Origin of the sequence: Chryseobacterium sp. SNU WT5 (assembly GCF_007362475.1) — a bacterium.
Classification (GTDB): domain Bacteria; phylum Bacteroidota; class Bacteroidia; order Flavobacteriales; family Weeksellaceae; genus Kaistella.
In genome coordinates, this window is sequence record NZ_CP041687.1 from 514,779 (window position 1) to 539,200 (window position 24,422).

A 24,422-nucleotide genomic window follows, 5' to 3' on the forward strand; every position below is an offset into this window, starting at 1 on the left:
TATTATTTCTTCTCGTATTTCATTTGTTCTTCTGCAACTTTTAAAGCATTCATTCCTTCCTTTTCGTCTTTTACAATATCATAAACCTTTGAACCAATCCATAAAGCTTCCAATTCCGAAAATGAGCAATTGAAAGTTTCGCTAATTGTTTTTAAGTGTTCTCGTTTTAAAGGTTTCTGGTCGCTTTCAACTTTACTTAAAAAACCGTCTCCGATTTCAAGTATTGAAGCAAGTTGTCTTTGAAACATTCCATTTGATTCTCTTAATTCCCTGATTTTCTGTCCAAGTGTCATTTTACCAAATTTAGACTTGACTATTATTGGTCAAATGTAATAAATATTATTTGAAATTCAATTCTTGCGGTGGGAAATTTTAGCTCTTTTGGTTTTTTGAGCGTTGGAATTGTGTGTCGACAAAAACCGAAAGTGCTAAAATGTGCGGCTGGGTTTAGCTTGAAGGTAACGTTTGGGTATTTCTGCAGGCGGGCTAAAAATACGAAATCTCTCTACTTGCTGAAAACTTAATTAATCGCTAAAATCTTCGATGAAAACTTCATACCCGCTTGTAGAAATACCGTCTTTACTTTACATTCATAAAATTAATACCTTTAAATAAACAAGACAGAGGTGAACTAGAAATACCGTTAGAGAGTAGAAGTCTCAAATAACATATCAGTCCTCTGCCTAGTTTTAAAAGGTTGAAACAGCTTTAGATAGAATACCAGATTACCCAGATCTAATAAAGATTTTAAAGAATTTCAACATTTAATTTAATACCCAACTAAATTATGAAAAATTACACAACTTACCTCGGAATTGATGTGGCTAAATTAACGCTAGATTATTGTGTGGTAACAGATGATCAAGAGCTTGAAAGAGGACAGATTCTCAACACCGAAAAATCCCTAAACTCATTTTTAAAAAATCTCAAAAAAACCGGACACAAATTGGAAGAAATGCTTTTCGTCTTCGAAAATACCGGTATTTATTCCTCCCTGCTCTCTTTAGTTTTGAGCGAAAATGAACTCGATTACGCGCAGGTTCCAGCTTTGGAAATAAAACGTTCCCTGGGAATTACGCGTGGCAAAAGCGATAAGGTAGATGCCAAAGAAATTGCCTTTTACGCCAAACGAAATACCGATAAAATAACGCTTTCTGTACTTCCTGAAGTGAATCTGCAGCAACTTAAAATCGTATTTGCTGAACGTGAAAAAACCATCGCCGCCATTAAAGTTTTTGAAAGAACCATGGAAAACGAAATGTTCCTCAGCAAAGAAGTTTTCGGAAGTGTAAAATCGATCAACCGACAAACTGTAAAATACCTGAAAAAGCAGCTTTCAATGCTAGATGACAGGATTAAAAAACTAATTAGGGAAGATGAAACGCTGTACAAACAGCAACAACTTTTAAAAAGTATTCCGGGAATTGGGGAGATCACTTCAGTCTATCTTTTGATGGTTACCAAAGGATTTACAGCGTTTACAAACGGAAGAAAATTTGCGTGTTATTCCGGCGTTGCACCTTTCGAACACAGCTCTGGAACAAGCATCAAGGGAAAAACGAGGGTCAGTCATCTGGCAGATAAAAAGATGAAATCGCTGCTGCATATGGTGTCGCTCACTGCGATCAAATACGACCCTGAACTTAAAGAATATTACACGCGAAAAAAATCGGAAGGAAAACATACGATGTTGGTTTTAAACAACATAAAATGCAAAATTGTCTACAGAATTTTTGCGGTGATCCAACGAGAATCAAACTTTGTCAATCTGCACAAATTTGCCGCGTAATTTTTTCAATTTTTGCTTGGTTTTTGTCATAGAATATGTTGTACGACGTTTTATTTACTTTATTGTTTTATATTGATTGTCTGTTTTCCATAATTTGTATTCAATAGTCCAATTTTCGGGAATATAAAACGGAACAGGATAATAACTTTGATATTCAGTCTGGATGCTCTGGTCACTAATTAATTTTCTTTCAACGATTTTATTTTTATCACAATTTTTGTCGTTATAAAATTCTAATGTTTCAATAGGAATTTGAGATGGTAAAATGTAATATGGAAATCTTGAAGGCTGAATTCCATATTCATTTTTTAAGTTTTTAATGTTAAAACTAAAACTATTACTTTCAGAGCATTCAGAGGTTTTAGATTTCATTCCAAATCTTATTTCCACTTTATGGTTTTTTTCATTTTCAATTTTTGGTAAAATTAAGTCAACTCTTTTCATTCCTGACAAAGGTTCAGGATAGTTTGCTTTTTGTTGACCAAATAAAGTAAATGTTTGAGTTGTTAAAAATAGAATCAGAAAAGGATTTTTCATAAATATTATCTTTTTAATGCGGTTTTTATAAAATGTTGTACAACGGCCAGCTCGGCTTTGTCGTCGTTCTGAAAAGAAGTTGCAAGCTTCTTTTCGGAATGCGTCAAAGGCGACTGTTGGGAGAACGTCGTGCGAAAGCAACGATGGTTTCCCGACAGTCGGCGAAGCCGAGCTGGCCGTTGGGAAAAATCGTCCCAAAGGGCGATTTTTCCCAACGTTTTGCGTATTGGCGATGGTGCGGATTTAACGCGGAAACTTACTTATTATAAAATAATCTTCGTAATATCTCAAATAGTTAAACATGCGATCCCTCCGCACTATTGCCAATACGATGTTACCTGGAGTTGTTTTTTACTCAATCTTAGTTTTAAAATATCCTTTACCACTATGATTTAAGTTTTGATCTTTTCTTACCTCTAAAGATGAAAAATCAACATACCCATAAATACTATCTCCTTTTTTATAGTCTGTTTTATTTAATACTAGTTTTTGATTCTTGAAATAATGTTTTGGAGGTTCTTCGTAAACCTCTTGTCCGTTATCATCTACGAAAACTGCAATAATATCCGTTCCGTAATATGGTTCAATTTTATATTTTTTATCATGATATAAAATTCTGAAACCTTTTGATGAAAATCCACTTGAAAACCCAATACTAATATTTAATGTATCTTTTATGATTTCTGCTTCGCAAACATTTTTGTTATAATCATTGTCGTAAGTAATAAACGATGTTTTTTTATTTCCCGAAATAGAATCATTATAAAATTCGTCGGGGTCATATAATTTATTCATCATTTTTATAGTATCATTTTGCGATATATTCTTGTCAAAATTGGTTTGAGTCCATTCATCGTTTTTTTTATTGCAACTGACAATAATTAAAAAAATAAAAATTATAGAAATTTGGTTTTGGGAAGTCATTTTTATACAATTACAGGTAACGTTCCGGCGCTTGGCGAGGTTGCGAACTTCGGAACTGATTATTTTCTGTTAAAGATAAAATTTCTTGCGAAATGTGAACGTGAATTTACTACAAAATTCGCAATCTTGCCAAACGCCTGTTAGCAGCTGGCATTTAACTAAGGATTTAACGCACATTCACAACCATTCTCAATTTCTTTAAGTGCGTTTGCAAAAGTAAATACTTCATTTTTACATGAAGATTGGTTACATCGCGGTATTTGTTTTGATAAATTCTTTATTGTTCTTCTTAGTTTAGACCAAAATTTTTCTGTAACTTTTTCACTTCCATTACCAATAATTTTATAATGATTTCCAATCCAGCCAAAACTTGACATTGGAATCTCACCAACATTATTAATTTTTATTTCCAAAGAAATAACTCCTGGATGACCTGCGCCAAAATATGGCACATCTAAATCAGCACCGCTTGTAATTTCAGTCCAACCTTCAAATGGATTAACTATTTTTTTTCCTGAATTAATATGGTCGAATAAAGGTAAAGGACCAGATGGAATATGCCAAAGTTTATATTCTACAAAACCGAAATCTGAATTTTGTCTTTCAATTTCTTCGAGAATATTATGTTCATTTTTTGCTATCCACTTTCTATTTCCATTAGAAACCAAAAAAGCTATTTGTTCTTCTTGATTTAATAAATCATTCAGAATTTGAACATCTTTTTTTGTTAAGTACATTGGAATCCATGCCATAAGTTTTAAGTTTCTGTTGCTTGCTGCTAACGGTTGGGTATTTCTGCAGGCGGGTTAAAAATACGAAAACTTTCTACTTGCTAAAAACTTTATTAATCGCTAAAATCTTCGATGAAAACTTCATACCCGCTTGTAGAAATACTTTGTTAGCAAACGTTTTTAGGAATATTATAAATTTGTAAAACTAATTTTGAACGCGGGAAAAATATCATTTGCATTATATAATTTTTTATATTCTTCTTGAGATAAATATGAATAAATCACTTCCGAATTGACCATAGAAGCAGTCGTTAAGCGAAAATCACCACAAGCAAAACTTTTAGCAGACCAATTAACAGATATTATTTCTCCACTATATGCTTTACCACCGTGCATATATTCCAAATCTGAATAATCATCCGTTATATCATATACAGAACATTTCAAAGAATTTAATTCTGTAAAGAGTAAATCATAATTGTAGCGATTTAGAGTGTACAAATCATAAAATATTACTTTTTCATTTCGGGAATTATTTATTTTATTTCCAACTTTTGCAACAAACTCGGTGTCTTTGCTATTATTGTTAAAAACATAGACTGTTTCATCTAAATTTCTATCTTCTTTTTGTTTTAGGCTCCAACCTCTTTTTAATAAATATTTCTTTATCTCTTCAATACTAGAGTATCTAAACCTTAGCAAATCATTAAAAGTTAATTCAATTGTTGATTTTCGATATTTGTGATTTCTTGCCGAATAGTTAATTGAACTTAACTGTTTTATTTTTCTATCACTTGCAGCATAGTTTTGTTTTCTGTCATTTTCTAATTCGACTTCGGACAAAAAACTTTGTTTCCTATCTATCCTAATATCAATATTTTTTCTAGTGTTTAGTGCCTTAAATCTATTTAGTTCGAGGGCATTCAGTGAATCATTTACTGAGTTATTCTTTAAAAGTAATTTTATGTATTCATTGCTTTTATTAATTTCTTCAATTAATAAATTAATATTTTTAATTGATTTTTCACTATTAGACAAACAAGAACCTAACGAGTTTTTCATTGAGGTGATTTGTTCTTTTAATTGAATATTTTCTTCTGATAATATTTTGTTCTCTTGTGAGAAAAAAAAGGGAGAAAATAATAAGAATAGTAAAATTTGCTTCATTGATAGCGATTTTAAATAAAATGGTTGCTAACGGGTTGGGTATTTCTGCAGGCGGGCTAAAAATACGAAAACTTTCTACTTGCTGAAAACTTAATTAATCGCTAAAATCTTCGATGAAAACTTCATACCCGCTTGTAGAAATACCGTGTGTGTGCCCAGCATGGGCATCTTTCTCTTACGAAAGTAGGAAATTAATCTAGAGGGTGCAAGTCCCTTATGGGCGAGGGTAACGCCTTGAACCATTAGTAAGTCGCAAGGGTGGTAACCGTGAGGTTACATCTGAAGGAAGCGAGACTACAAAACTCGGTACTGACGAACAGGAACCGTATAGGAGGCATTTATGCATGGGTAAGCAAGCACATCATTGTAACGCCCTAAGATTACAAAAGTGCATAAATGTAGATACGGCAGGAATTGAGTGAAAGAAGATGCCATTACCTGGGGAGATCTTCGTAGCCACGAGTTGGCAAAACGAAGAAGTCAGCAGAGGTCATAGTACTTAGGAGCAACGAGCCGATGAATAAATCGGAGGACTCACAACCCAAGGAAGGACTGAACGTATTTTGGTTCTTAATTCACAATGGAATTCCCGTTAAACGGAATAGCCTTGGGAAAGCGGAACAGGTTAAAGTAAAAGAACAAGAATGATTGAAAGAGTATTACATCCTCGCAACATGCAACGAGCCTTAGAGCAAGTAATTGCGAATAAAGGCAGTGCTGGCGTGGACGGAATGAACGTGCAAGAACTATCTGATTATCTTCGGAAAGAGAAAACACGACTTTATTCTTCCATAAAAGAGAGGTGTTATCTTCCTCAACCCATTCTTGGAGTAGAGATTCCTAAAGGAAATGGTAAAACCCGACTTTTAGGAATACCAACAGTAACCGATAGAGTGTTACAACAAGCGGTGTCACAAGTTCTGATGCCACACTATGATAATGAATTTAGTGTTCACAGTTATGGATTCAGACCCAACAAAAACGCCCGCCAAGCAGTTGGTAAAGCGTTGGAGCATATCCATGAAGGTTATCCATTTATTGTAGACATTGATCTAAAGACCTTCTTTGATGAAGTAGACCACTGCATTCTTCTGAACTTACTTTATCGAAAGGTAAAATGCCCAATAACCATGCGCTTAATCCGCAAATGGTTACGAGCTCCAATTCTAATCAATGGTCAATTACACAAACGAAGAAAAGGAGTTCCGCAAGGTTCACCTTTAAGTCCGTTGTTGTCGAATATCCTGCTCAACGAGTTGGATAAAGAATTGACAAAACGTAAACTTCGATTTGTACGTTACGCAGATGATTTTAGTATTTATACCCAGTATAAAAGCCATGCAACTGCCACGCTAAAAGCCATAGAAAAGTACTTGAAAACGAAACTCAAACTCACTATTAATGGTGAGAAAAGTGGCGTTAGAAAGCCAGTACAATTTGAACTACTGGGATTCGGATTCGAATCTACATATAAGAAAGGGGACAAGGGAAAATACCAATTGGTAGTAGGTAAGAAAGCGTGGACACGATTGAAAGAGCGACTAAAATCCCTCACCCGCAAAACCGCTCCGATAAGTTTTGATGAGCGTCTCCAAAAGATTAACGAAGTTCAGCGTGGATGGTTAAACTATTTTCGAGGAACAAGTATCAAAGGAAAACTCCTCAGCTTTGACGGATGGCTGAGAAACCGACTGCGGTATTGCATTTGGCATGATTGGAAGAAGCCCGAACGGAAGAGGAAAAACCTCATTCGATTAGGAATCGACCAAAGCCTTGCGTATGCATATAGCCGAACTCGGAAAGGAGGATGGGCAGTCGCACAAAGTCCTATTTTAGGAACAACAATCACTATTTCAAGGCTAAAGAAACGTGCATACATCGCCATGTTAGAACTTCATCTATCACTTAACCCATCAAGATACGAACCGCCGTATACGAGACCCGTACGTACGGTGGTGTGAGAGGCGTACTCCGTTCGATTATGAGCGGAGCCGTCTACTCGATTGTACGATGCTTTTTTCATTTTATCATTTTTTCATTCCAAAGTTTCCACGAAAAAAAAGCACTTGGATGCCTTACAAATACAAATTCAACCTCTCTGTCATCATATTTTGCAATTCTTTTCCTACCAAAAGTATTTCCAATTTTAATTTTCGGGTTTGCACTATCTTTAATTGCAAAATTTTCCTTACCGTATACTTCTCGTATTAGATTTACTTTTGATATGTCTGATCCAAGAAATATACATAATTCAATATTCAATAACTTTATTATATTTTTTAAAACCGCTGCTCCAACTTTGTATTGTTGTTGAGTAGGACGAGTTTTATGATTATCCATCGGTTCTTGGACAAATTGATGAAAAATAATACCCGTCCAAAAATCAAAGCGTTCATTTTCGGTAATATCTTTTTTTCCTGAAAATAAACGTTCAATTCCACGATAAAAATTATGTGTTTTTTTATCTTTATTTAAAAGTAAACCTTGAGTAGAAACTGTTTTCCTTAAAAATATTTCTGAAATGGCTTCATTATGAATTTCTAGGAAATCTTTGTTGTTTTCTTTCCAGAGATAAAGGCTTTCACCAACTATTAAAGTTCTTCTTTCACGCAACTTATTACCAATCCATGGAAGATAATTTAGACCAGTTAAATTTTTTAGTTCATCATCAAATGAAAAATCAATAAAATCATTTAATTTCTCTTTTTGCAAGTCATAATCACTTTTCACAATATCGTGGAATTTCAATCTTTCTTTCATTTGCGTAATTTTTTAAAGTAGCGTACAACGGCCAGCTCGGCTTTGTCGTCGTTCTGAAAAGAAGTTGAAAACTTCTTTTCGGAATGCGTCAAAGGCGACTGTTGGGAGAACGTCGTGCGAAAGCAACGATGGTTTCCCGACAGTCGGCGAAGCCGAGCTGGCCGTTGGGAAAAATCGTCCCAAAGGGCGATTTTTCCCAACGGCCGGGTATTTCTGCAGGCGGGCTAAAAATACGAAATCTTTCTACTTGCTAAAATCTTAATTAACCGAAAATCTTCGATGAAAACTTCATACCCGCTTGTAGAAATACCTTGTTATCTACTGTTTCTATTAATTATCTCGACTTTCGATATATTTTTTTGGTAAGTCCATAACTTTGTTAATATCACAACCGAAAACAAAAGTTCGGTAAGCAATTTTATTAAAAGGAATTTCGTCTTGTAGATAATCAATTTTCATTTCTGTAAGAATTTTTAGTAATTCGTCCGTTTTTTGTTTGTCATAATTAAATCCAACACAATGAGTTTTAGCCCATTTGTCCGATTTAATTTTTTCATACGCATATTTTATTATTTCACTTTCAGTTCTGAATATTTCTAAATTATTTTTATTCCCCTTTTCAGTGTAGTACCAAACATATAAAGAACCATTTTTTTCAATTCCAAATCCCTCGTAAATAAAATTTCCATTAATTGAATAACTGTCAAAATTGTAACAATTAAGTTTCATCCAATTTTCTAATTCAACTTCTGTTTTGGGACTTGGGTTCATTGTTATAGCTGGGTTTTGAAATAGTAGATAACGGCCAGCTCGGCTTTGTCGTCGTTCTGAAAAGAAGTTGTAAACTTCTTTTCGGAATGCGTCAAAGGCGACTGTTGGGAGAACGTCGTGCGAAAGCAACGATGGTTTCCCGGCAGTCGGCGAAGCCGAGCTGGCCGTTGGGAAAAATCGTCCCAAAGGGCGATTTTTCCCAACTTGTTTATATGTCTTACTTCGTCAGACAAATACAACGTATTTGGTAGGGATTTGTCTGATATTCGTAAGACTTATTTCTAATCACTAAGATATATATTTTTTTTTATAAATCATCAAACGGACTCTTTATGTGTTGTACTTTTTGTACTTATGTTCGTGTAGATTTCAGCTTAGTTAATATACTAGGGTACTAAATTTTCCAATAAAACAACAGACTGAACTTCTAGCCCGGATCGCAGTGAAAATCCCGGAATGAGGTGCGATCCGCCGTGGCGGAGAGCGCCGAAATGAGGAATTGCAACGAAGAGCCGGACGGGTTTTGTAAGAAGCGAAAACCTTGTTGCTCCTGATTTAAATTGTCAAGTTTCCATCATCGGTGAAGCAAAAAAAATCTCCGCCGAGGCAGAGATTATGTTTTATACAAGACGCAGATTGACTGCTGCTGTCTTATTTGTCTTCAACTGTTTTACGCCAGTCGGTTTTGAAAGTACAGTCTTTATAACGATCGTTGATGGAGATAAATACGTTTGGTAGTTTCTCTTTTACCCATTTCTCAACCATTTCGTTTTTCTTTTTGTTAAGCGCCATTTGCTTAATTCTGTTATAATCTGTAGCAATATCCAGTTGGTGTGCCGCGATTACATCATCTATTTTCAGTAAAGTAACGGTCTTTCTATCCTGTTGCGCTACATCTTGAAAAACCTCGGTAATGTCACCTTTGTTTAAGCCTGCAATCTGATAGCCGATGGTAGGAGGTAAATCCAATTTCTCAATTTTATCTGATCCATCTTGGGAAGTAAGAATTCCAGCGTTAAATTTGGTTTGTTTGTCATCTGAAAAGCGGAAGGCAGCTTCTTTAAATGTCATGTTACCATCCATTATTAAAGTTCGGATGCTGTCCAGTTCTTTCTTTGCAGAAGCAATTTCCTCCGCATTAGGTTCAGCTTTCAACAAAATATGTCTTGCATCATACTGTTTACCACTCTTTTTAACCAACTGAATTAAATGATAACCAAAGTCTGACTCTACAGGATCAGAAATTTCTCCTTCCTGTAAATTCAAGGCTGCTGCTTCAAAAGATTTTACCATTTTTCCTTTAGAAATACCGGTGTACAAACCTCCTTTTGCGGCAGAACCCGGATCTTCGGAATAGATTCTGGCTTGACTTTCGAAAGATTCTCCTGCAAGGATATCTTTTTTTATTTTATTTAGTTTGGCAATGATCTCATCTTTGTGTGCATCCGTTAGTTTAGGGAACATAGAGATTTGAGATAGTGAAACTTCATCTTTTACTTCTGGCAACTGGGTCTTGAACTCAGTAAAAAAATCAGTTACTTCATTAGGAGTAACATCAGCTTTGTCTGTGATCCGGCCATATTTCATTTGCCCGTAATAGTTATCGCTATCAATCTTTTCAATTGCATTCTTCATTTCATAAGAAGTACGGAATTTATAGGTTTTAAGCATTTCTCTCTCATCTGGAAACTGGCCTAAGATCTGCGCATATTTTTGGTTGGCTGTTTCTTTTATAGCAACGGAGCGATTCTCAATAAGGGTATCTCTTTTTGCTTCATAAATCAATAATTTATTATTGATAATGCTCTCTACAAATTCACATTTGTTAGCTACATTCGAACCCTGCTGTTTTGCAAAATTTGCCTGATCCTCGATATCGGATTCTAAAATAATCTCATCTCCTACTACAACCGCAATTCCATCTACTAAAGATCCTGCTTTCAATTGAGTCTGTGCACTTGCCTGGAACCCGAAAAGCACCATGATAAAAGTGAAGAGTAAGGTCAACTTAACGTTCTTATTCATATTTATTTATTAACAATCTGCAAAATTATCATTCTAATCGAAATAACTTGCATATTTTATTATAATTATTTCTTAAAATTCTTTTCTAAATCTTTTATAAACTCAGGCTGAACAATAATTGAGGTTTTCGCTTTTTGTTCTGCAATAATCTCATTAAGTTTTATTTCAGTTACGGCATTCTGCAATTCTTGAGCAGCTTCTTCTTGAGACATTTGTCTTGATGGCAAAATTTCATCAATAGCAATCACTAAAGATTTTGTACCCATTTCTGTTTGATGTACTCCTTTCTTAAAAGGAACTTTATATTTGGTAAATACGTCAGCATCTTTTGACATTTCTCCATTCTCAAAAGTTACAATAGCTTGTTTTTTTGCGTCAGCTTTTCCGGCATATTTCGTTTTTAAAGCATCCCAATTTTTTGGATCTTTAATATCTTTCGCAATTTCTTTTTTTAACTTACGGTCTGCTATAATTGCTACACGCCCATCTGCTCTTTCATCTAAAATATACTTGCTTTTATTTTTATTGTAATATTCCGTCAACCATTCAGGATGTTTAGTAATTTCATCTGACAGGTATTTCGAGAAGATAAAATCTGAATACATCGATTTTCGGAAATCTTTGAGTTCCTGTTTTACATTTTTTAACTGTGTGAAATTCTGGTTGTAAATTCTTAAAACATCTAGATTATTCACATCGTTAATGATTTCTACCCAAGCTTCCGGAGTTAGTTTTTCAGCTTCACTTTTCTTATCACCCATCATTTTCTTCAGCACACCAACCGTTATTTTTTCGTTCTTGAATTGGTACAAAACATCGCTATCCTTTGCTGCAGCAAAATTTTGATATGATTTTTTGATATTTTGTAAGGCTGGAAATTCTTTATAACTAGCATCTGTCTTTAAAAACTCTACCAATTTATTTTGAACCAACTCCGCGTACAATGAATTATTCATTTCGCGCAGATAGAATGATTTTGTCTTATCATTTAGAACATAAGGCTCTACATTATAAATATTAAATACAAAATACTGATCATTGTATAGTATTGGTTCAGGCGTATAATAACCATCTTTTTGACCTTTAAAAAGTGCATACACTTCATCTGGTAAAGTTGGCGAACCCATTACCACCCCACCATTATTTTTTTCATGATCATTGGCTCCGTATAATTTTGCGACTTCCTGAAAAGATTTTCCTGCTTTCAATTCTTTATAAATATTTCCTTTCAAAGCGTCCGATTTCTCATCTTTCGGAAAGGATATGGTACCAAAAACCACGTATCCCAAACTAGGACGGGAGTTGGTAACCTTCGCAAAACCAACATAGGAGGCGGTATTAAATAACTTTGTAAAAGAATTATTAGGCAAACTTTTTATTTCAGCATACATCGTATGATCAATACTTCCAGGTTTCAAATACACCGGTTTTGGATTGCCTTTCGAATATTTAGAAATGGCTTCTTCCATCGTAATTTTGCCCGATTTCACGTCATTATAAACCTGCTGATAATTGGTTTTATCATCCGCTGTTTTATCAATAATGAAGATCTGTACTTCTTTTTCCGTTTGATTGTCTTTTACAAACTGTGACAATACCGGATCTATCACATTTGCAGGATAAAAATATTTTGCACGAAGTTCGCTCTCCTTTTTAGCCATTTTCTCACGAAAAGAAGTCAGCGTATCTGCTTTTTTCTCTTCGGCGAATTGTTGAAATAATAAGAAATTCTGGGCGGTAGTGATCGTATTATCAACCCCAGAGTTTTCTAATCCATATTTATAATCTTTCTTGAACTGGCTTAGGGATATACTGTCTTTGCCCACAATCATATACTGTGCGGACATGATACTGCTATACCCTACCAACATTAGAACAACGAGTAATTTTTTCATATTTCTATCGATCATATATTTAATGATGTATCTAATTTATAAGTAATTCTGATTCTGTATCCCAGCTTAAGTTAAACCTCAACTTCGAAAGTGGTTAATTCTTTAAAGCTGTTGATTCTTTCCATCATGTCACTTTCTTTCACTTCTTCCAATCTTTCGGTTCCAAATTTTTCCACCGTAAATGAGGCCATCGCAGATCCTACGATCAAAGCTGCTTTCATATTTTCGAAGGTAAATGCTCCTTTTTTTGCTAAATAAGCTGCAAAACCACCAGCAAAAGTATCTCCAGCTCCAGTCGGGTCGAACACCTCTTCCAGTGGTAACGCTGGAATAGCAAATATTTTTCCTTCATGGAATAATAAGGCACCGTGCTCTCCTTTTTTGATGATCACGAATTTTGGACCCATCGCATGAATTTTCTGAGCAGCTTTCACCAATGAATATTCACCAGAAAGTTGTCTGGCTTCTTCATCATTAATAGAGATCACATCTGTTTTTGAAATCATTTGCAACAAGATATCCAGGGCCGAATCCATCCAAAAATTCATAGTGTCCAAAATAACTAACTTCGGACGGTTCTTCATTTTCTCTAAAACAGAAAGCTGAACTCCAGGGTGAAGATTTCCTAATAGCAAAATTTCTGCATCCTGCATTGATTCTGGAATTTTCGGATCGAAGTTTTCTAAAACATTTACTTCTGTAACCAAAGTATCTCTGGAATTTAAATCGTTATGATACTTACCACTCCAGAAAAAAGTTTTCCCTTCCTTAACAATTTCGATCCCTTCTATATTCACTCCTCTGCCGGAAAGCATATCTAAATCTGCCTGTGGAAAATCACCACCAACTACAGAAACGATTCCTGACTGAACACCAAGAACTGAAGAAGCTAAACTGATGTAGGTAGCTGCTCCACCTAAGATTTTATCTGTTTTTCCGAATGGTGTTTCAATAGCATCAAATGCAACTGAACCCACAACTAATAATTTCATATCTATTTATTTTAAAGAGTACGTTTTAATTTAATTTTTTGGAAATCTACTTCCATTGAAAAGTATCGATCATATGAAGCAAATCCTTTTTAATATAATCAATAGCCGGTGCCAAGGAATCCGGTTTCGGCCGGGAATTGAAATATAAATTCGCGGTCATATAATGACGGGTAGAATCGGTGACAAAAAACTGCAGATTGGAAGCAGTAGGTCCTTTTAATTCATAAAAATTACCAAAAACTTTACGTTCAGGATAACTAAAGGATTTGGTATCAATCGATGTTGCTTTTATCGTATGTTCATATACCATCTTCTCTGATTCTTTTACGTGCAGGGCAAAATCACTTTTAATCGGAAAATAGGTAATGAAAACTTTTGCTTTCATCTGTGGATACTCTATATAATACCAACATGGATTTTTCGCATCCCTGATCTTCGCAAAATCAGAATACTCGAAAGTAAAATTACAGGGTGATGTAAAACTCTGGTATTTAGCCACTGGATATTCTAAACGCAGTTCGCCACTCGGTTTTGGTTGAGTGTCCTCGGCACAGGAAAGTAGAAGAAATCCTAAAAAAGTGAAAATGAGTTTTTTAAACATTGCGCAAAAATACGAATTAGTTTTAAATTCTTAGTAAGGTTAATTTTTATCAAAATTGAGACTAGAAAAGGTCAAAACTTAACTTAGAAATCCTTAAGATCTACAATTTGATATTTATTTAAGTTATTGCAATAAATTTTTCACCATGGAACTTATAAAAATCACACAAAATTCTATAAATCAAGTATTTAAAAATTGTGTTTCCTAAATACTTTTACTTCGTAATAAAATAATCAGTGAGGTAGTTTTCTAATGGTTTCGGAAAGGATTTTTGGTGCGCTTCCTCTTCATTACTGATCATGAAATTATTTTCTGTGGAAAATTCGGTGAAGATTTCTTTAGATTCCAAAACAACATGATTAATTTGAATAGATAGGTTTTTATGCGTCAATTTATGAGCGATTGTTTTCTGGTTACTAATAAAAGGTGCTAACTCTTCCGGAATCTCAATCGGAAACTCATATAATTTTTTCCAGATAAAATCATCTTTTCTTTGTTTAATTAAAAATTGCCCGTCAAATTCAACAAAATAATATTGCAAATTCAAGTCTGTTGGCTTCAACTTTTTAGTTTTTACTGGAAAATTTGGAATTTTACCAAGATTATAGGCGAGACAGTCCAAATTTAAAGGACAACTTTCACAAAGTGGATTTCTGGGTTTACAAATTTCTGATCCTAAATCCATCATTGCTTCATTGAAATGCCCTGCTTCCTTTTCGGGCATCATTTTCAAAGCCAATTCTGAAAAGTATTCAAATGCTTTTGACTTTGAGACATCAAAATCATCCGCAAAAACCCTTGATAATACCCGATAGAAATTACCATCAACGGCGGGTATTTTTTTACCAAAACAAATGCTTGAGATAGCCGCTGCAGTGTATTTCCCCACACCTTTCAACTGAATGATATCAAGGTAATCCACTGGAAAAACTCCTTGAAAATCATCAATAATTTGATTGGCTGCTTTATGGATATTAAGTGCCCGGGAATAATAACCGAGTCCTTTCCAATACAATAAAACTTCATCCGTTTCTGCTTCCGCTAAAGTATGAACATTTGGGAATCTTTGTATAAAATTATTGTAGTGATTGATACCTTGTTCAATTCTCGTTTGCTGGAAAATAATTTCGCAAATCCAAATCTTATATGGGTCGTTGGTTTTTCTGAATGGCAGGTCTCTACCATGGATTTTGTACCAATCCAGCAATTTCCTACCAACATGAAGAAAATCAGCATTTTGTTTTTTTGTTTTCAAAAATTCTTATTATATTTGCACACCAAAAATATAAATAAAAAAAGGAAATGACAAAGGCAGAATTGGTAAACACCATCTCAAATAAATTGGGAACTGAAAAGAATGAAACCCAGAAAGTTATAGAGGCTTTTATGCAGGAGATCAGAACATCAATGTACGGCGGAGAGAATGTATACCTAAGAGGTTTCGGTTCATTTATCATTAAAACCAGAGCTGCAAAAACAGGAAGAAATATTTCTAAAAATACAGCAATTGAAATTCCTGCCCATAACATACCTGCTTTCAAACCTTCGAAAACCTTCGTAGAGAAAGTAAAAACTAAAGTAGCAGTAAAATAATTAACTAATAAGAATATACGTTACAAACTAAAAAATTTAAATTATGCCAAGCGGAAAGAAAAGAAAGAGACATAAGGTCGCAACTCACAAAAGAAAGAAAAGAAGAAGAGCAAATAGACACAAGAAAAAATAATCTGTTTGCGATTTACAATATAACAATATAGTTGGTGTTTTTATATGTATAAAATTCATCAGCTATATTTTTGTTTTTATCAAGGTTATCAACCACCATCAAGTCTTCATTAGTCAATAGAAGACTTGTAATTATTGATATAACACAGCACAGAAACTATTAAAAAATTGAGCGATTGAATTGATTTTTTCAGAATTTCTATCCTTAATATTTTAATTTATTATCATTAACATGAAGAAAGAACTGATCATATCACATGAAGATGAGCAATCAAAAATTGCCCTACTTGAAGACGGTCGCCTTTTTGAGCTCCATGAGCAGGAGGATAAAAGCGATTTCGTTGTAGGCGATTTATTTATCGGTAAAGTAAAAAAGCTCGCACCCAATCTTAATGCTGCATTTGTAAGCATTGGTTATGAAAAAGACGCGTTCCTGCATTATCAGGATTTAGGACCGCAATTCTTAACCTACAAAAAATTTCTACACGATACTGTCACCAACAAACAGCAAAATTCATCGTTAAAGAATTTCGAAATTCAAAAAGAAATTAATAAAAACGGAACTGTTGATAAAGTTCTTGCTAAAGACGACAGTGTAATCCTACAAATTACGAAGGAACCTATTTCTACAAAAGGACCAAGAATCTCCACTCAGATTTCTCTTACGGGGAGGTTTTTAGTATTAATACCTTTCGACAAAAGTGTTTCTATTTCAAAAAAGATCGGTAATCCTGAAGAAAAGGAACGTTTAAAGACTTTAATTGAAAGCATTAAGCCAGAAGGCTTCGGTGTTATCATAAGAACTGTGGCAGAAGGAAAAAAAGTTGCTGAGCTCCATAACGACATGAATCAGCTGATTCAAAAGTGGGAAACTACCTTCAAAAACCTTCAGAAAAATAAAGTTCCCAGCAAAGTATTAAGTGAAGAGGATAAAGCTTCTTCGATCTTACGTGATAACTTTAATGCAGACTTCGTTTCTATTATCTGTGATGATGAGCAGATGGTTGACGACATGCGTAATTATATTGAAGTCATCGCACCAGAACGAAAAAACATTGTACAATTCTACGATAAACCAATTCCATTAATGGAATATTACAACGTAGAAAAACAACTGAAGCAGAGTTTTGGTAAACATGTAAACATTCCAAGTTCCAAAGGAGCTTATCTTGTTATCGAGCACACAGAAGCGTTGCACGTTATCGATGTGAACTCTGGAAACAATTTATCTTCCGGCGCTGGTGCTTCTAACAAAGAACACGCACTTCATGTAAATATAATGGCTGCAACAGAAATCGCACGTCAACTTCGTTTGCGAGATATGGGCGGAATTATTGTAGTCGATTTTATTGACATGATCAATGCCGATCACCGAAAAGAATTATACGACCATTTCAAAGAAGAAATGAACCGCGACAAAGCGAGACATAAGATTTTACCTCCGAGTAAATTTGGTTTAATCCAGCTGACGAGACAAAGAACACGCCCGGAGAAAGTGATCAAAACGAAAGAAGATAATCCGAATATCGATGGTGAAATTCTTGCCCCAATTGTGGTGGTAGAGAGAATGGAAGAAGTTATTAGAAACATCATTCAAGTTGAAAAAGGAAAAATATTCCTGCACGTTCACCCATTTGTAGAAGCTTATTTGACCAAAGGTCTCATGAGTATACAAGCCAAGTGGTTTTTGAAATACAAAAAGTGGGTAACCATTATCCCTAGGGATTCATTTAAATATCTGGAATACAAACTGGTTAATTCTAAAAAAGAAGAACTAAGCAGCTATTCTAATTAAAACCGATAAAGATTTACATCTTAGCTAAAGCTTCCGAATTATTTCGGGAGCTTTTTTAGTCAAAAATTGTTAAATACAAATTCCTAAATGAACAAGATTTAATTAAAGAGAAATCATTAGTACCATGCTTTAAGCAAGGTATAAAGAATGAGAAATAGTGATATAATACGTAGCAAAAAAGTAGGGATTAAATTATAAGCTCCATTTTTCACGAAAATTTTACTACAGATAACACCATTGATATTAATTTCATTTTTTTCATAGAAAAATCGGTAAATTTGACTTTATAAAAAACACAAAATGAAATCAATTACGTATTATTTTCTACTTATTATTTTATTAATAGGATGTGGAACTAATCCCCAACCGGAAGATCCCGTTCCTTTACATCAGACGCTGAAGTTACAATCAAAAATCCTTGGTGAAACAAGAGTAATTAATATCTGGACACCACTAAATTATACTACTGGAGATTCATTACCGGTTTTGTTTATGCTTGACGGTGGTGTCAAAGAAGATTTTCCACACCTTGCGAATACTCTTGCAAAATTAATTGCAACTAACCAAATTCCCTCTACCATTTTAGTCGGCATAGAAAACACGGAGCGAAGAAGAAATCTCACAGGTCCCACGCAAGTTGCAAAAGACAAAGAAATTGCTCCTTTAGTCGGAAAGTCAGCAAACTTTCGAGATTTCATCAAAACAGAATTGATCCCTGAAATCAATAAGAAATATAGCATTACAGCCGAAAAAGGAATTATCGGAGAATCTTTAGCTGGATTATTTGTTACAGAAACACTTCTGGTAGAACCCGAATTGTTCGATTATTATATTGCTTTCGATCCGTCACTTTGGTGGAATGACTCCGATTTGGTAAAGAAATCACAAGAACATTTATCAAAATTCCCATCTGGTGAGAAACGATTTTGGTTTGCGGGGTCGAACGAAAAGAATATCTCATCTAATACCAAACTATTAGCTCAAGCTTTATCCGAAAAGAATCTACCGCAACTAAAGTGGAATTACTCCGATGAACCAAAGGAAAAACACAACACGATCTTTCGAGCTACAAAAGAAAAGGCATTAATCTGGACAATGAACAAACATTAAAATTAAAGACTTCAATTTCAAACCATATTTAATAAGGAATTAATACTTTGGAAATAAATCAGTTAGCGATTGACCAACTTGTCACGGAACGATTAATTCTTATTCCCTTTACGACAAGAATCTGTGAGAATATCTTAAAAAATGACTTTAGCGATTTAGCGATTTCTGGACTACAAAAAGGTAAAGGTTGGCCTGACGATGATGTCATGGAAACTCTACCTAAAATAATTGATAATTTACGTAAAGTGAAATCTCCTAGTGGATTCGAATCTTGGATAATCATCAAACGAGATACTTTAGAAATAATTGGGGATGCCGGTTTTAAGGGTTTTGATCCAGCTAAACAAAATATTGATCTTGGTTATGGAATCATAAAAGAGGAACGGAAAAAGGGATATGCAGAAGAAGCCTCTTCAAGTCTTATTCAATGGGCCTTCTCAACCGATATCGTAGCGGAAATTACTGCAAACTGCTTAATTGATAATATCAGCTCTGTTCATTTACTTCAAAAATTAAATTTTATTAAAATAAAAATAGAAGATAAAATGATTTACTGGATTTTAAGTAAAAAACGCTATCAACAAGCACAATAAACAGTAAAGAATGCACTATCGTAGCAATTAACTATTTATAATTTGTCAAAATCGGAAAACCCTACCCTATTAAAAACGTCAGAATGAACTTACTAAAGATTACACTTAGATAAAGATGAGCTTCAATAAATCAGAAATTATAAACAAAATCTGCTACACCGAGCTGGTTTATGGCCGAATAAACAAAAAATTAAAAAGCAATTATTCAAAATCAGAAATAAAAAGAATGCTTTTGAAAGTTTTGAAAGACACTCCGGAAACCGACTTTCAGCAAATTGGTAAGAATATTTATGTTTCAAATACCATAAACCACATTAGAATCACCATAAATTCTTACACGTACAGAATTATAACGGTGGATACACTAGCGATCGGTTAAAGAACAGTCGATATTGAAGTTCTTTTGAATTTTTGGAAGATCTATTCATATTAGAATAAAAAAAATGCCTGGTTAGAAAATCTATTGGTAACCACAATTGATTTTTTACAATTTTTAAATCCTCAAAGAAAATAGAGCTTTTTCCGACAATTTGCTCAAAATTATAATACTACTTTTAAATAGGATCTGTTATTCTAAATTTCAGTGGATAATTTTAAACGGTAAAAGACAGGCAGACCCCATTATTTATAAATATCTTTGTTTAAAAACTCAGTAATGCAATTGATAAAAGTTGGTCTTTGTGCCTTTGGAATGAGCGGAAAAGTATTTCACGCACCATTTTTAAAAGAACATCCTGAATTTTTTATGGCCGCGGTCGTAGAGCGGTCCAAGGAAGAATCAAAATCTAAATATCCCGAAACTACAATCTATAGATCTGTTGAAGAAATGCTCCGGGAGGCAGATGTTAGTTTAATCGTGGTCAACACACCCGTTCAAACGCATTTTCAGTACGTAAAAATGGCTTTGGAAGCTGGAAAAAATGTTATAGTAGAAAAGCCTTTTACGGTCAGTGTTTCAGAAGCTGAGGAACTTGATAATTTGGCCAAGGAAAAAAATCTCTTTTTAAGTGTCTACCAAAACCGAAGGTTTGATCGTGACTATCTTCAGGTCGAGCAAATATTGCGTGAGGGGAAATTAGGAACTATTAAAGAAGCGGAAATACGATTTGATCGTTTTCGTATAACACCTAGTGGAAAGGACCATAAAGAGAACGCAGGACTTAGAGGTTCTGGTACACTACATGATTTAGGTTCTCATCTAATCGATCAGGCAGTACAGCTTTTTGGTTTCCCCGAGAAGCTTTTTGCAGATGTATTCTCGATGAAAGGGAAGGAATTCGCCAATGATTATTTCGAAATTTTACTTTTTTATAAAAGTGATTTAAGAGTAAGATTAAAATCTTCTATTTTTTCTAAAGAAGCTCAATATGCTTATATTTTACACGGTAATAAAGGCAGTTTTCTACAGGAAAGAACTGACGATCAAGAAAATGAATTAGCTATAGGCGTCATTCCTACATTTGCAGAAGCTTGGATGAAACCTTTGACAAAACCAGACGGAATTCTAAATTACATAAATGAAAATTCTGATTCAGTAAGAGTTACGACTACCAGCTTACCTGGCAATTATATGAACTATTACCAGCAAATTTATGAACACCTTGTATTCGGCAAGACTTTACCTTCTGCCGGATCAGAAATCATCAAAAATATGAAAATCATAGAAGCTGCTTTGGAAAGCTCTGCAAAAGGAACAGTCATTAGCTTTTAATGATAATTAATATTAATCAATTTTCCTTACATTTTATTGCTGATCTCTTTCTATAAAATTAATAAAGGTAAAAGTAAATCTATTAAGAAATTTATTCATAAACACTGATTAACAAAACCTTAAATATCATTAATATCAATTCTATAATCAACGAATTACCGTCCCTTAAGAGATATCACCATCATTATTTTTTTCTATAATTTACAGGGCAGCAATGGTATGATATTCCTATATCTTGCATGAACACAATTAAGGATATGTTTCAGAAGTTCAATTTATCCTAAGTGAAAATAACAAACAAAATTGATATTATTAACCTTTAAAGGTTATTTCTGTTGGTGTTCAAATGAATAAAGTAAACGCGAGATTGATGACAAATAAAGATTTAAACTTTGGTAAAGGTTTTACTTTCACTAAACATACCCCAAAAGAAGTATCACACTTTGACCGGGTTTTCGACGTATTCAAAGATCTTCTAACCCATACATCTGGCGACATTGAAGAAGCTTTTGAGTGGCTCGATATGCTGGATAAAGAATATGATATTTTCACCGATGAATATTCTCTTGAAGATTTTGAAGAAGATCTAAAAAAACGTGGATATATCAAAGAGGAAAACGAGGACGAAGAAGGAAACTCAGGTACTGGAAAAGGAAAAAATGTTCTCACTGCAAAGTTGGAAGCAGCATTACGTGAATATGCATTAGATCAGATATTCGGTAAACTCAAAAAGAGTGGTATCGGCAATCACACTACTAAAAAAGTAGGTATGGGTGATGAAAGGGATGGTGAAAACCGATCTTTTCAATATGGAGATGACCTATCGACCGTGAATATGACCGAAAGTCTTAAAAATGCGCAAATCAATAATGGTATCTCGGACCTACGATTAACCGAAGACGATCTTATTGTAGAAGAAACGAAGCACAAAGCACAAATGAGTACCGTGTTGATGATCGACATCAGTCACTCTATGATTTTGTATGGTGAAGACCGTATTACGCCTGCGAAGAAAGTAGCGATGGCCTTAGTAGAATTAATCAAGAGAAAGTATCCCAAAGATTCCATCGATATTATTGTATTTGGAAATGAAGCCTGGCCTATTAAAATCAAAGATCTACCCTATCTTAAAGTGGGACCATACCATACCAACACTGTTGCGGGATTAGAATTAGCTATGGATATTCTGCGTAGAAAAAGAAATACCAATAAGCAGATTTTTATGATTACCGACGGCAAACCAAGTTGCATCAAACTGCCAAGCGGCGAGTTTTATATGAATAGCAATGGCTTGGATGAAATGATTGTATCTCAGTGTTTGAACAAAGCAGCACAAGCTCGAAAACTAAAAATCCCAATCACCACTTTTATGATTGCTCAAGATCCATATCTGCGCAAATTTGTGGAAGCCTTTACCGCTCAAAACCAAGGTAAGGCATTTCTGACTGGACTCTCTGCTTTAGGGGAAATGATTTTTGAAGACTATGAAAAAAATAGAATAAAGAGAATTTAGCCGGAGGTTAGAAGTTAGAAATGCGCGAAGACATTTCAAAATAAATTAAGAATAAAACATCATTTTAAATACATGAAAAACGATATTACATTTAAAGAACTGAAAGATTCGGGTTACACCGACCGAACGATCAGCCAAGAAATTCAAGCAAATCTAATTGCCAAAATTAAAGCAAAAGAATCAGTATTTGAAGGGCTTTGGGGTTACGAAGATACCGTAGTTCCGCAATTAAAGAAAGCTATTCTTGCGGGACATCATATCAATTTACTTGGATTACGTGGACAGGCAAAAACCAGAATTGCCAGGAGTATGGTGAGTTTATTGGATGAATATATGCCGATTGTAAAAGGATCCGAGATTAACGACAGTCCCTTCCACCCTATCTCAAAATATTCCCGAGATCTTATCGCGGAAAGTGGTGACGAAACCATGATTTCGTGGGTGCACCGCTCTAGCCGTTTCTTTGAAAAGCTGGCGACACCCGACGTAAATGTGGCAGATTTAATTGGCGACATTGATCCTATAAAAGCTGCAACCTTAAAGTTACCTTATTCTGATGAACGCGTTTTACATTATGGAATGATTCCGCGAGCAAACCGTTGCATATTTGTCCTCAACGAACTACCCGATCTGCAAGCACGAATTCAAGTTTCGTTATTTAATATTTTACAGGAAGGTGATATTCAGATTCGTGGATTTCAATTGAGAATGCCGCTGGATATTCAATTTATATTTACTGCCAATCCAGAAGATTATACCAATAGAGGAAGTATTGTTACCCCTTTGAAAGACAGAATTGGTTCTCAGATATTCACTCATTATCCAAAAACCATCGCCCTTGCCAAACAAATTACGGAGCAGGAAGCAAAAATTTCACCAGAAGATCAGGCGCAAATCCAAGTTCCAAGCCTAGCAAAAGATCTCTTGGAAGAAGTTGCCTTTGCAGCTCGCGACAGTGAATATGTAGATGCTAAAAGTGGCGTAAGTGCTCGATTAACAATCAGTGCCATGGAAAATTTAATAGCAGCAGCAAAATTGCGGTTAATAGAGTCAGATTCTGAGAAAACGACTGTTCGTTTGATTGATTTCTTGTCGATTATCCCATCCATCACAGGTAAGATTGAACTTGTTTACGAGGGTGAGCAAGAAGGTGCAGACCATGTAGCCAAAATATTAATTGACAAAGCGATCATGGTGCAGTTTGATTCTATTTTTCCACGCATTCCAAAATTAGAAAAAGAAAGCATTAAAACACCTTACACGGATTTGATTTCTTGGTTTAACAAAAACACCCTTGAACTCAACCATACAGACACAGACAAAGAATTTTACGCTAATTTAAGCACGGTGAGGCCGTTAACCGCTTTGGTAGAAGAGTATGCCAATGACTTAAGCAAGGATGATCAAAATTTCTGCAAGGAATTGGTTTTATGGGCTTTAACAATAAACAACAAATTGGATAAGTCACAAAATGAAACTGCTTTTAAGTACGACTCTGCAGGCATAGGCCAGTATTTTCGAAGTTAGATCATTAGAATAAATTTACAGCTTTGTTCCACTCATTGAATTTTTTACGATTTAATTTTATAGATTTCAACCTTCCTTAAAGCAATTAAAGGGAGGTTTTTTATATTTGGGGGCGTGCCTTTTCTTTTTCGCTACCTCAATTCCCTATAAGAGAAATAAAAGTAGGCATCCGGTTCCCACTTTTTTGTTACACTTTATTTCACAAAAAAAGTTCCACCTACTTCCTCACGTAATCACACGAGTACTTCCACTCGAT

At 34.6% G+C, this 24,422-nt stretch carries 22 protein-coding genes; 10 read left to right on the forward strand and 12 right to left on the reverse strand.

What is annotated here, in order from left to right:
- Positions 1–2: 2 nt before the first annotated feature.
- Positions 3–293 carry a helix-turn-helix domain-containing protein gene (locus tag FNJ88_RS02445; RefSeq protein WP_143851575.1) on the reverse strand — a complete coding sequence of 97 codons (291 nt, stop codon included), beginning with the start codon at positions 291–293 and terminating at the stop codon, positions 3–5.
- A gap of 494 nt (positions 294–787) precedes the next feature.
- Here FNJ88_RS02445 and FNJ88_RS02450 point away from each other — a divergent pair, with 494 nt between their 5' ends.
- Entirely contained in the window at positions 788–1,789 is a 1,002-nt protein-coding gene (locus FNJ88_RS02450; RefSeq protein ID WP_143851576.1) for an IS110 family transposase, read from the forward strand.
- A 54-nt stretch (positions 1,790–1,843) separates the two neighbouring features.
- Here the strand turns inward: FNJ88_RS02450 and FNJ88_RS02455 are convergent, their stop codons facing one another.
- The 4 genes from FNJ88_RS02455 to FNJ88_RS02470 form a co-directional block, all read right to left on the reverse strand.
- Entirely contained in the window at positions 1,844–2,524 is a 681-nt protein-coding gene (locus tag FNJ88_RS02455; protein WP_143851577.1) for an ecotin family protein, read from the reverse strand.
- Positions 2,525–2,677: 153 nt separating this feature from the next.
- The gene (locus FNJ88_RS02460; protein ID WP_228414555.1) at positions 2,678–3,124 is read right to left on the reverse strand and encodes a hypothetical protein; all 447 of its coding nucleotides are present in this window, start codon (positions 3,122–3,124) and stop codon (positions 2,678–2,680) included.
- A 284-nt stretch (positions 3,125–3,408) separates the two neighbouring features.
- Complete coding sequence (locus FNJ88_RS02465) at positions 3,409–3,987, reverse strand: hypothetical protein (protein ID WP_143851579.1); 579 nt, start codon at positions 3,985–3,987, stop codon at positions 3,409–3,411.
- Positions 3,988–4,170: 183 nt separating this feature from the next.
- Positions 4,171–5,148, reverse strand: coding sequence for a hypothetical protein (locus FNJ88_RS02470; protein ID WP_143851580.1), 978 nt, complete (start codon positions 5,146–5,148; stop codon positions 4,171–4,173).
- A 644-nt stretch (positions 5,149–5,792) separates the two neighbouring features.
- On the opposite strand from FNJ88_RS02470, the gene ltrA reads away from it, so the two are divergent.
- Positions 5,793–7,109: a group II intron reverse transcriptase/maturase gene (gene ltrA, locus FNJ88_RS02475; protein WP_143851581.1), complete on the forward strand. Its 1,317-nt coding sequence runs from the start codon at positions 5,793–5,795 to the stop codon at positions 7,107–7,109.
- 58 nt (positions 7,110–7,167) lie between these two features.
- Here ltrA and FNJ88_RS02480 read toward each other — a convergent pair whose 3' ends face one another.
- The 7 genes from FNJ88_RS02480 to mutY all read right to left on the reverse strand — a co-directional run bounded on the left by FNJ88_RS02480 (position 7,168) and on the right by mutY (position 15,447).
- Positions 7,168–7,908: a hypothetical protein gene (locus FNJ88_RS02480; protein WP_143851582.1), complete on the reverse strand. Its 741-nt coding sequence runs from the start codon at positions 7,906–7,908 to the stop codon at positions 7,168–7,170.
- A gap of 330 nt (positions 7,909–8,238) precedes the next feature.
- Entirely contained in the window at positions 8,239–8,865 is a 627-nt protein-coding gene (locus FNJ88_RS02485; RefSeq protein WP_143851583.1) for a hypothetical protein, read from the reverse strand.
- A gap of 465 nt (positions 8,866–9,330) precedes the next feature.
- Positions 9,331–10,704: a peptidylprolyl isomerase gene (locus tag FNJ88_RS02490; RefSeq protein ID WP_143851584.1), complete on the reverse strand. Its 1,374-nt coding sequence runs from the start codon at positions 10,702–10,704 to the stop codon at positions 9,331–9,333.
- A gap of 65 nt (positions 10,705–10,769) precedes the next feature.
- On the reverse strand, positions 10,770–12,599 hold the full coding sequence (locus tag FNJ88_RS02495; protein WP_143851585.1) for a hypothetical protein: 1,830 nt from the start codon (positions 12,597–12,599) through the stop codon (positions 10,770–10,772).
- Between the two features lie 71 nt (positions 12,600–12,670).
- Positions 12,671–13,591, reverse strand: coding sequence for a PfkB family carbohydrate kinase (locus tag FNJ88_RS02500; RefSeq protein WP_143851586.1), 921 nt, complete (start codon positions 13,589–13,591; stop codon positions 12,671–12,673).
- 46 nt (positions 13,592–13,637) lie between these two features.
- Positions 13,638–14,192, reverse strand: coding sequence for a gliding motility lipoprotein GldD (gene gldD / locus FNJ88_RS02505; RefSeq protein WP_143851587.1), 555 nt, complete (start codon positions 14,190–14,192; stop codon positions 13,638–13,640).
- A gap of 214 nt (positions 14,193–14,406) precedes the next feature.
- Positions 14,407–15,447, reverse strand: a complete 1,041-nt coding sequence (gene mutY, locus FNJ88_RS02510; RefSeq protein WP_143851588.1) for an A/G-specific adenine glycosylase — start codon at positions 15,445–15,447, stop codon at positions 14,407–14,409.
- Positions 15,448–15,494: 47 nt separating this feature from the next.
- Between mutY and FNJ88_RS02515 the strand changes: the two genes are divergently transcribed.
- The 8 genes from FNJ88_RS02515 to FNJ88_RS02550 all read left to right on the forward strand — a co-directional run bounded on the left by FNJ88_RS02515 (position 15,495) and on the right by FNJ88_RS02550 (position 24,166).
- Positions 15,495–15,785 carry an HU family DNA-binding protein gene (locus tag FNJ88_RS02515; RefSeq protein ID WP_143851589.1) on the forward strand — a complete coding sequence of 97 codons (291 nt, stop codon included), beginning with the start codon at positions 15,495–15,497 and terminating at the stop codon, positions 15,783–15,785.
- 364 nt (positions 15,786–16,149) lie between these two features.
- The gene (locus FNJ88_RS02520) at positions 16,150–17,712 is read left to right on the forward strand and encodes a ribonuclease E/G (protein WP_143851590.1); all 1,563 of its coding nucleotides are present in this window, start codon (positions 16,150–16,152) and stop codon (positions 17,710–17,712) included.
- Positions 17,713–18,012: 300 nt separating this feature from the next.
- Positions 18,013–18,822: an alpha/beta hydrolase-fold protein gene (locus FNJ88_RS02525; protein ID WP_143851591.1), complete on the forward strand. Its 810-nt coding sequence runs from the start codon at positions 18,013–18,015 to the stop codon at positions 18,820–18,822.
- Between the two features lie 47 nt (positions 18,823–18,869).
- Positions 18,870–19,415 (forward strand): GNAT family N-acetyltransferase, encoded by a 546-nt coding sequence (locus FNJ88_RS02530; RefSeq protein WP_228414556.1) that lies wholly within the window; start codon positions 18,870–18,872, stop codon positions 19,413–19,415.
- Between the two features lie 115 nt (positions 19,416–19,530).
- The gene (locus tag FNJ88_RS02535; RefSeq protein WP_143851592.1) at positions 19,531–19,794 is read left to right on the forward strand and encodes a DUF3781 domain-containing protein; all 264 of its coding nucleotides are present in this window, start codon (positions 19,531–19,533) and stop codon (positions 19,792–19,794) included.
- Positions 19,795–20,070: 276 nt separating this feature from the next.
- Entirely contained in the window at positions 20,071–21,126 is a 1,056-nt protein-coding gene (locus FNJ88_RS02540) for a Gfo/Idh/MocA family oxidoreductase (RefSeq protein ID WP_143851593.1), read from the forward strand.
- A gap of 346 nt (positions 21,127–21,472) precedes the next feature.
- Positions 21,473–22,639: a vWA domain-containing protein gene (locus tag FNJ88_RS02545; RefSeq protein ID WP_410495114.1), complete on the forward strand. Its 1,167-nt coding sequence runs from the start codon at positions 21,473–21,475 to the stop codon at positions 22,637–22,639.
- Positions 22,640–22,711: 72 nt separating this feature from the next.
- Positions 22,712–24,166: a sigma 54-interacting transcriptional regulator gene (locus FNJ88_RS02550; RefSeq protein WP_143851595.1), complete on the forward strand. Its 1,455-nt coding sequence runs from the start codon at positions 22,712–22,714 to the stop codon at positions 24,164–24,166.
- Positions 24,167–24,422: the final 256 nt, after the last annotated feature.

Excerpts from the sequence above, each read along its gene's own strand:
- FNJ88_RS02465 (WP_143851579.1), bottom strand. The coding sequence starts at position 3,987 with ATGTACTTAACAAAAAAAGATGTTCAAATTCTGAATGATTTATTAAAT.
- FNJ88_RS02525 (WP_143851591.1), top strand. The coding sequence starts at position 18,013 with ATGAAATCAATTACGTATTATTTTCTACTTATTATTTTATTAATAGGA.
- FNJ88_RS02495 (WP_143851585.1), bottom strand. The coding sequence starts at position 12,599 with ATGAAAAAATTACTCGTTGTTCTAATGTTGGTAGGGTATAGCAGTATC.
- FNJ88_RS02480 (WP_143851582.1), bottom strand. The coding sequence starts at position 7,908 with ATGAAAGAAAGATTGAAATTCCACGATATTGTGAAAAGTGATTATGAC.
- FNJ88_RS02545 (WP_410495114.1), top strand. The coding sequence starts at position 21,473 with ATGAATAAAGTAAACGCGAGATTGATGACAAATAAAGATTTAAACTTT.
- FNJ88_RS02550 (WP_143851595.1), top strand. The coding sequence starts at position 22,712 with ATGAAAAACGATATTACATTTAAAGAACTGAAAGATTCGGGTTACACC.
- FNJ88_RS02460 (WP_228414555.1), bottom strand. The coding sequence starts at position 3,124 with ATGATGAATAAATTATATGACCCCGACGAATTTTATAATGATTCTATT.
- FNJ88_RS02515 (WP_143851589.1), top strand. The coding sequence starts at position 15,495 with ATGACAAAGGCAGAATTGGTAAACACCATCTCAAATAAATTGGGAACT.
- FNJ88_RS02540 (WP_143851593.1), top strand. The coding sequence starts at position 20,071 with ATGCAATTGATAAAAGTTGGTCTTTGTGCCTTTGGAATGAGCGGAAAA.
- gldD (WP_143851587.1), bottom strand. The coding sequence starts at position 14,192 with ATGTTTAAAAAACTCATTTTCACTTTTTTAGGATTTCTTCTACTTTCC.
- FNJ88_RS02520 (WP_143851590.1), top strand. The coding sequence starts at position 16,150 with ATGAAGAAAGAACTGATCATATCACATGAAGATGAGCAATCAAAAATT.
- FNJ88_RS02490 (WP_143851584.1), bottom strand. The coding sequence starts at position 10,704 with ATGAATAAGAACGTTAAGTTGACCTTACTCTTCACTTTTATCATGGTG.
- FNJ88_RS02500 (WP_143851586.1), bottom strand. The coding sequence starts at position 13,591 with ATGAAATTATTAGTTGTGGGTTCAGTTGCATTTGATGCTATTGAAACA.
- ltrA (WP_143851581.1), top strand. The coding sequence starts at position 5,793 with ATGATTGAAAGAGTATTACATCCTCGCAACATGCAACGAGCCTTAGAG.
- FNJ88_RS02450 (WP_143851576.1), top strand. The coding sequence starts at position 788 with ATGAAAAATTACACAACTTACCTCGGAATTGATGTGGCTAAATTAACG.
- FNJ88_RS02445 (WP_143851575.1), bottom strand. The coding sequence starts at position 293 with ATGACACTTGGACAGAAAATCAGGGAATTAAGAGAATCAAATGGAATG.
- FNJ88_RS02470 (WP_143851580.1), bottom strand. The coding sequence starts at position 5,148 with ATGAAGCAAATTTTACTATTCTTATTATTTTCTCCCTTTTTTTTCTCA.
- FNJ88_RS02535 (WP_143851592.1), top strand. The coding sequence starts at position 19,531 with ATGAGCTTCAATAAATCAGAAATTATAAACAAAATCTGCTACACCGAG.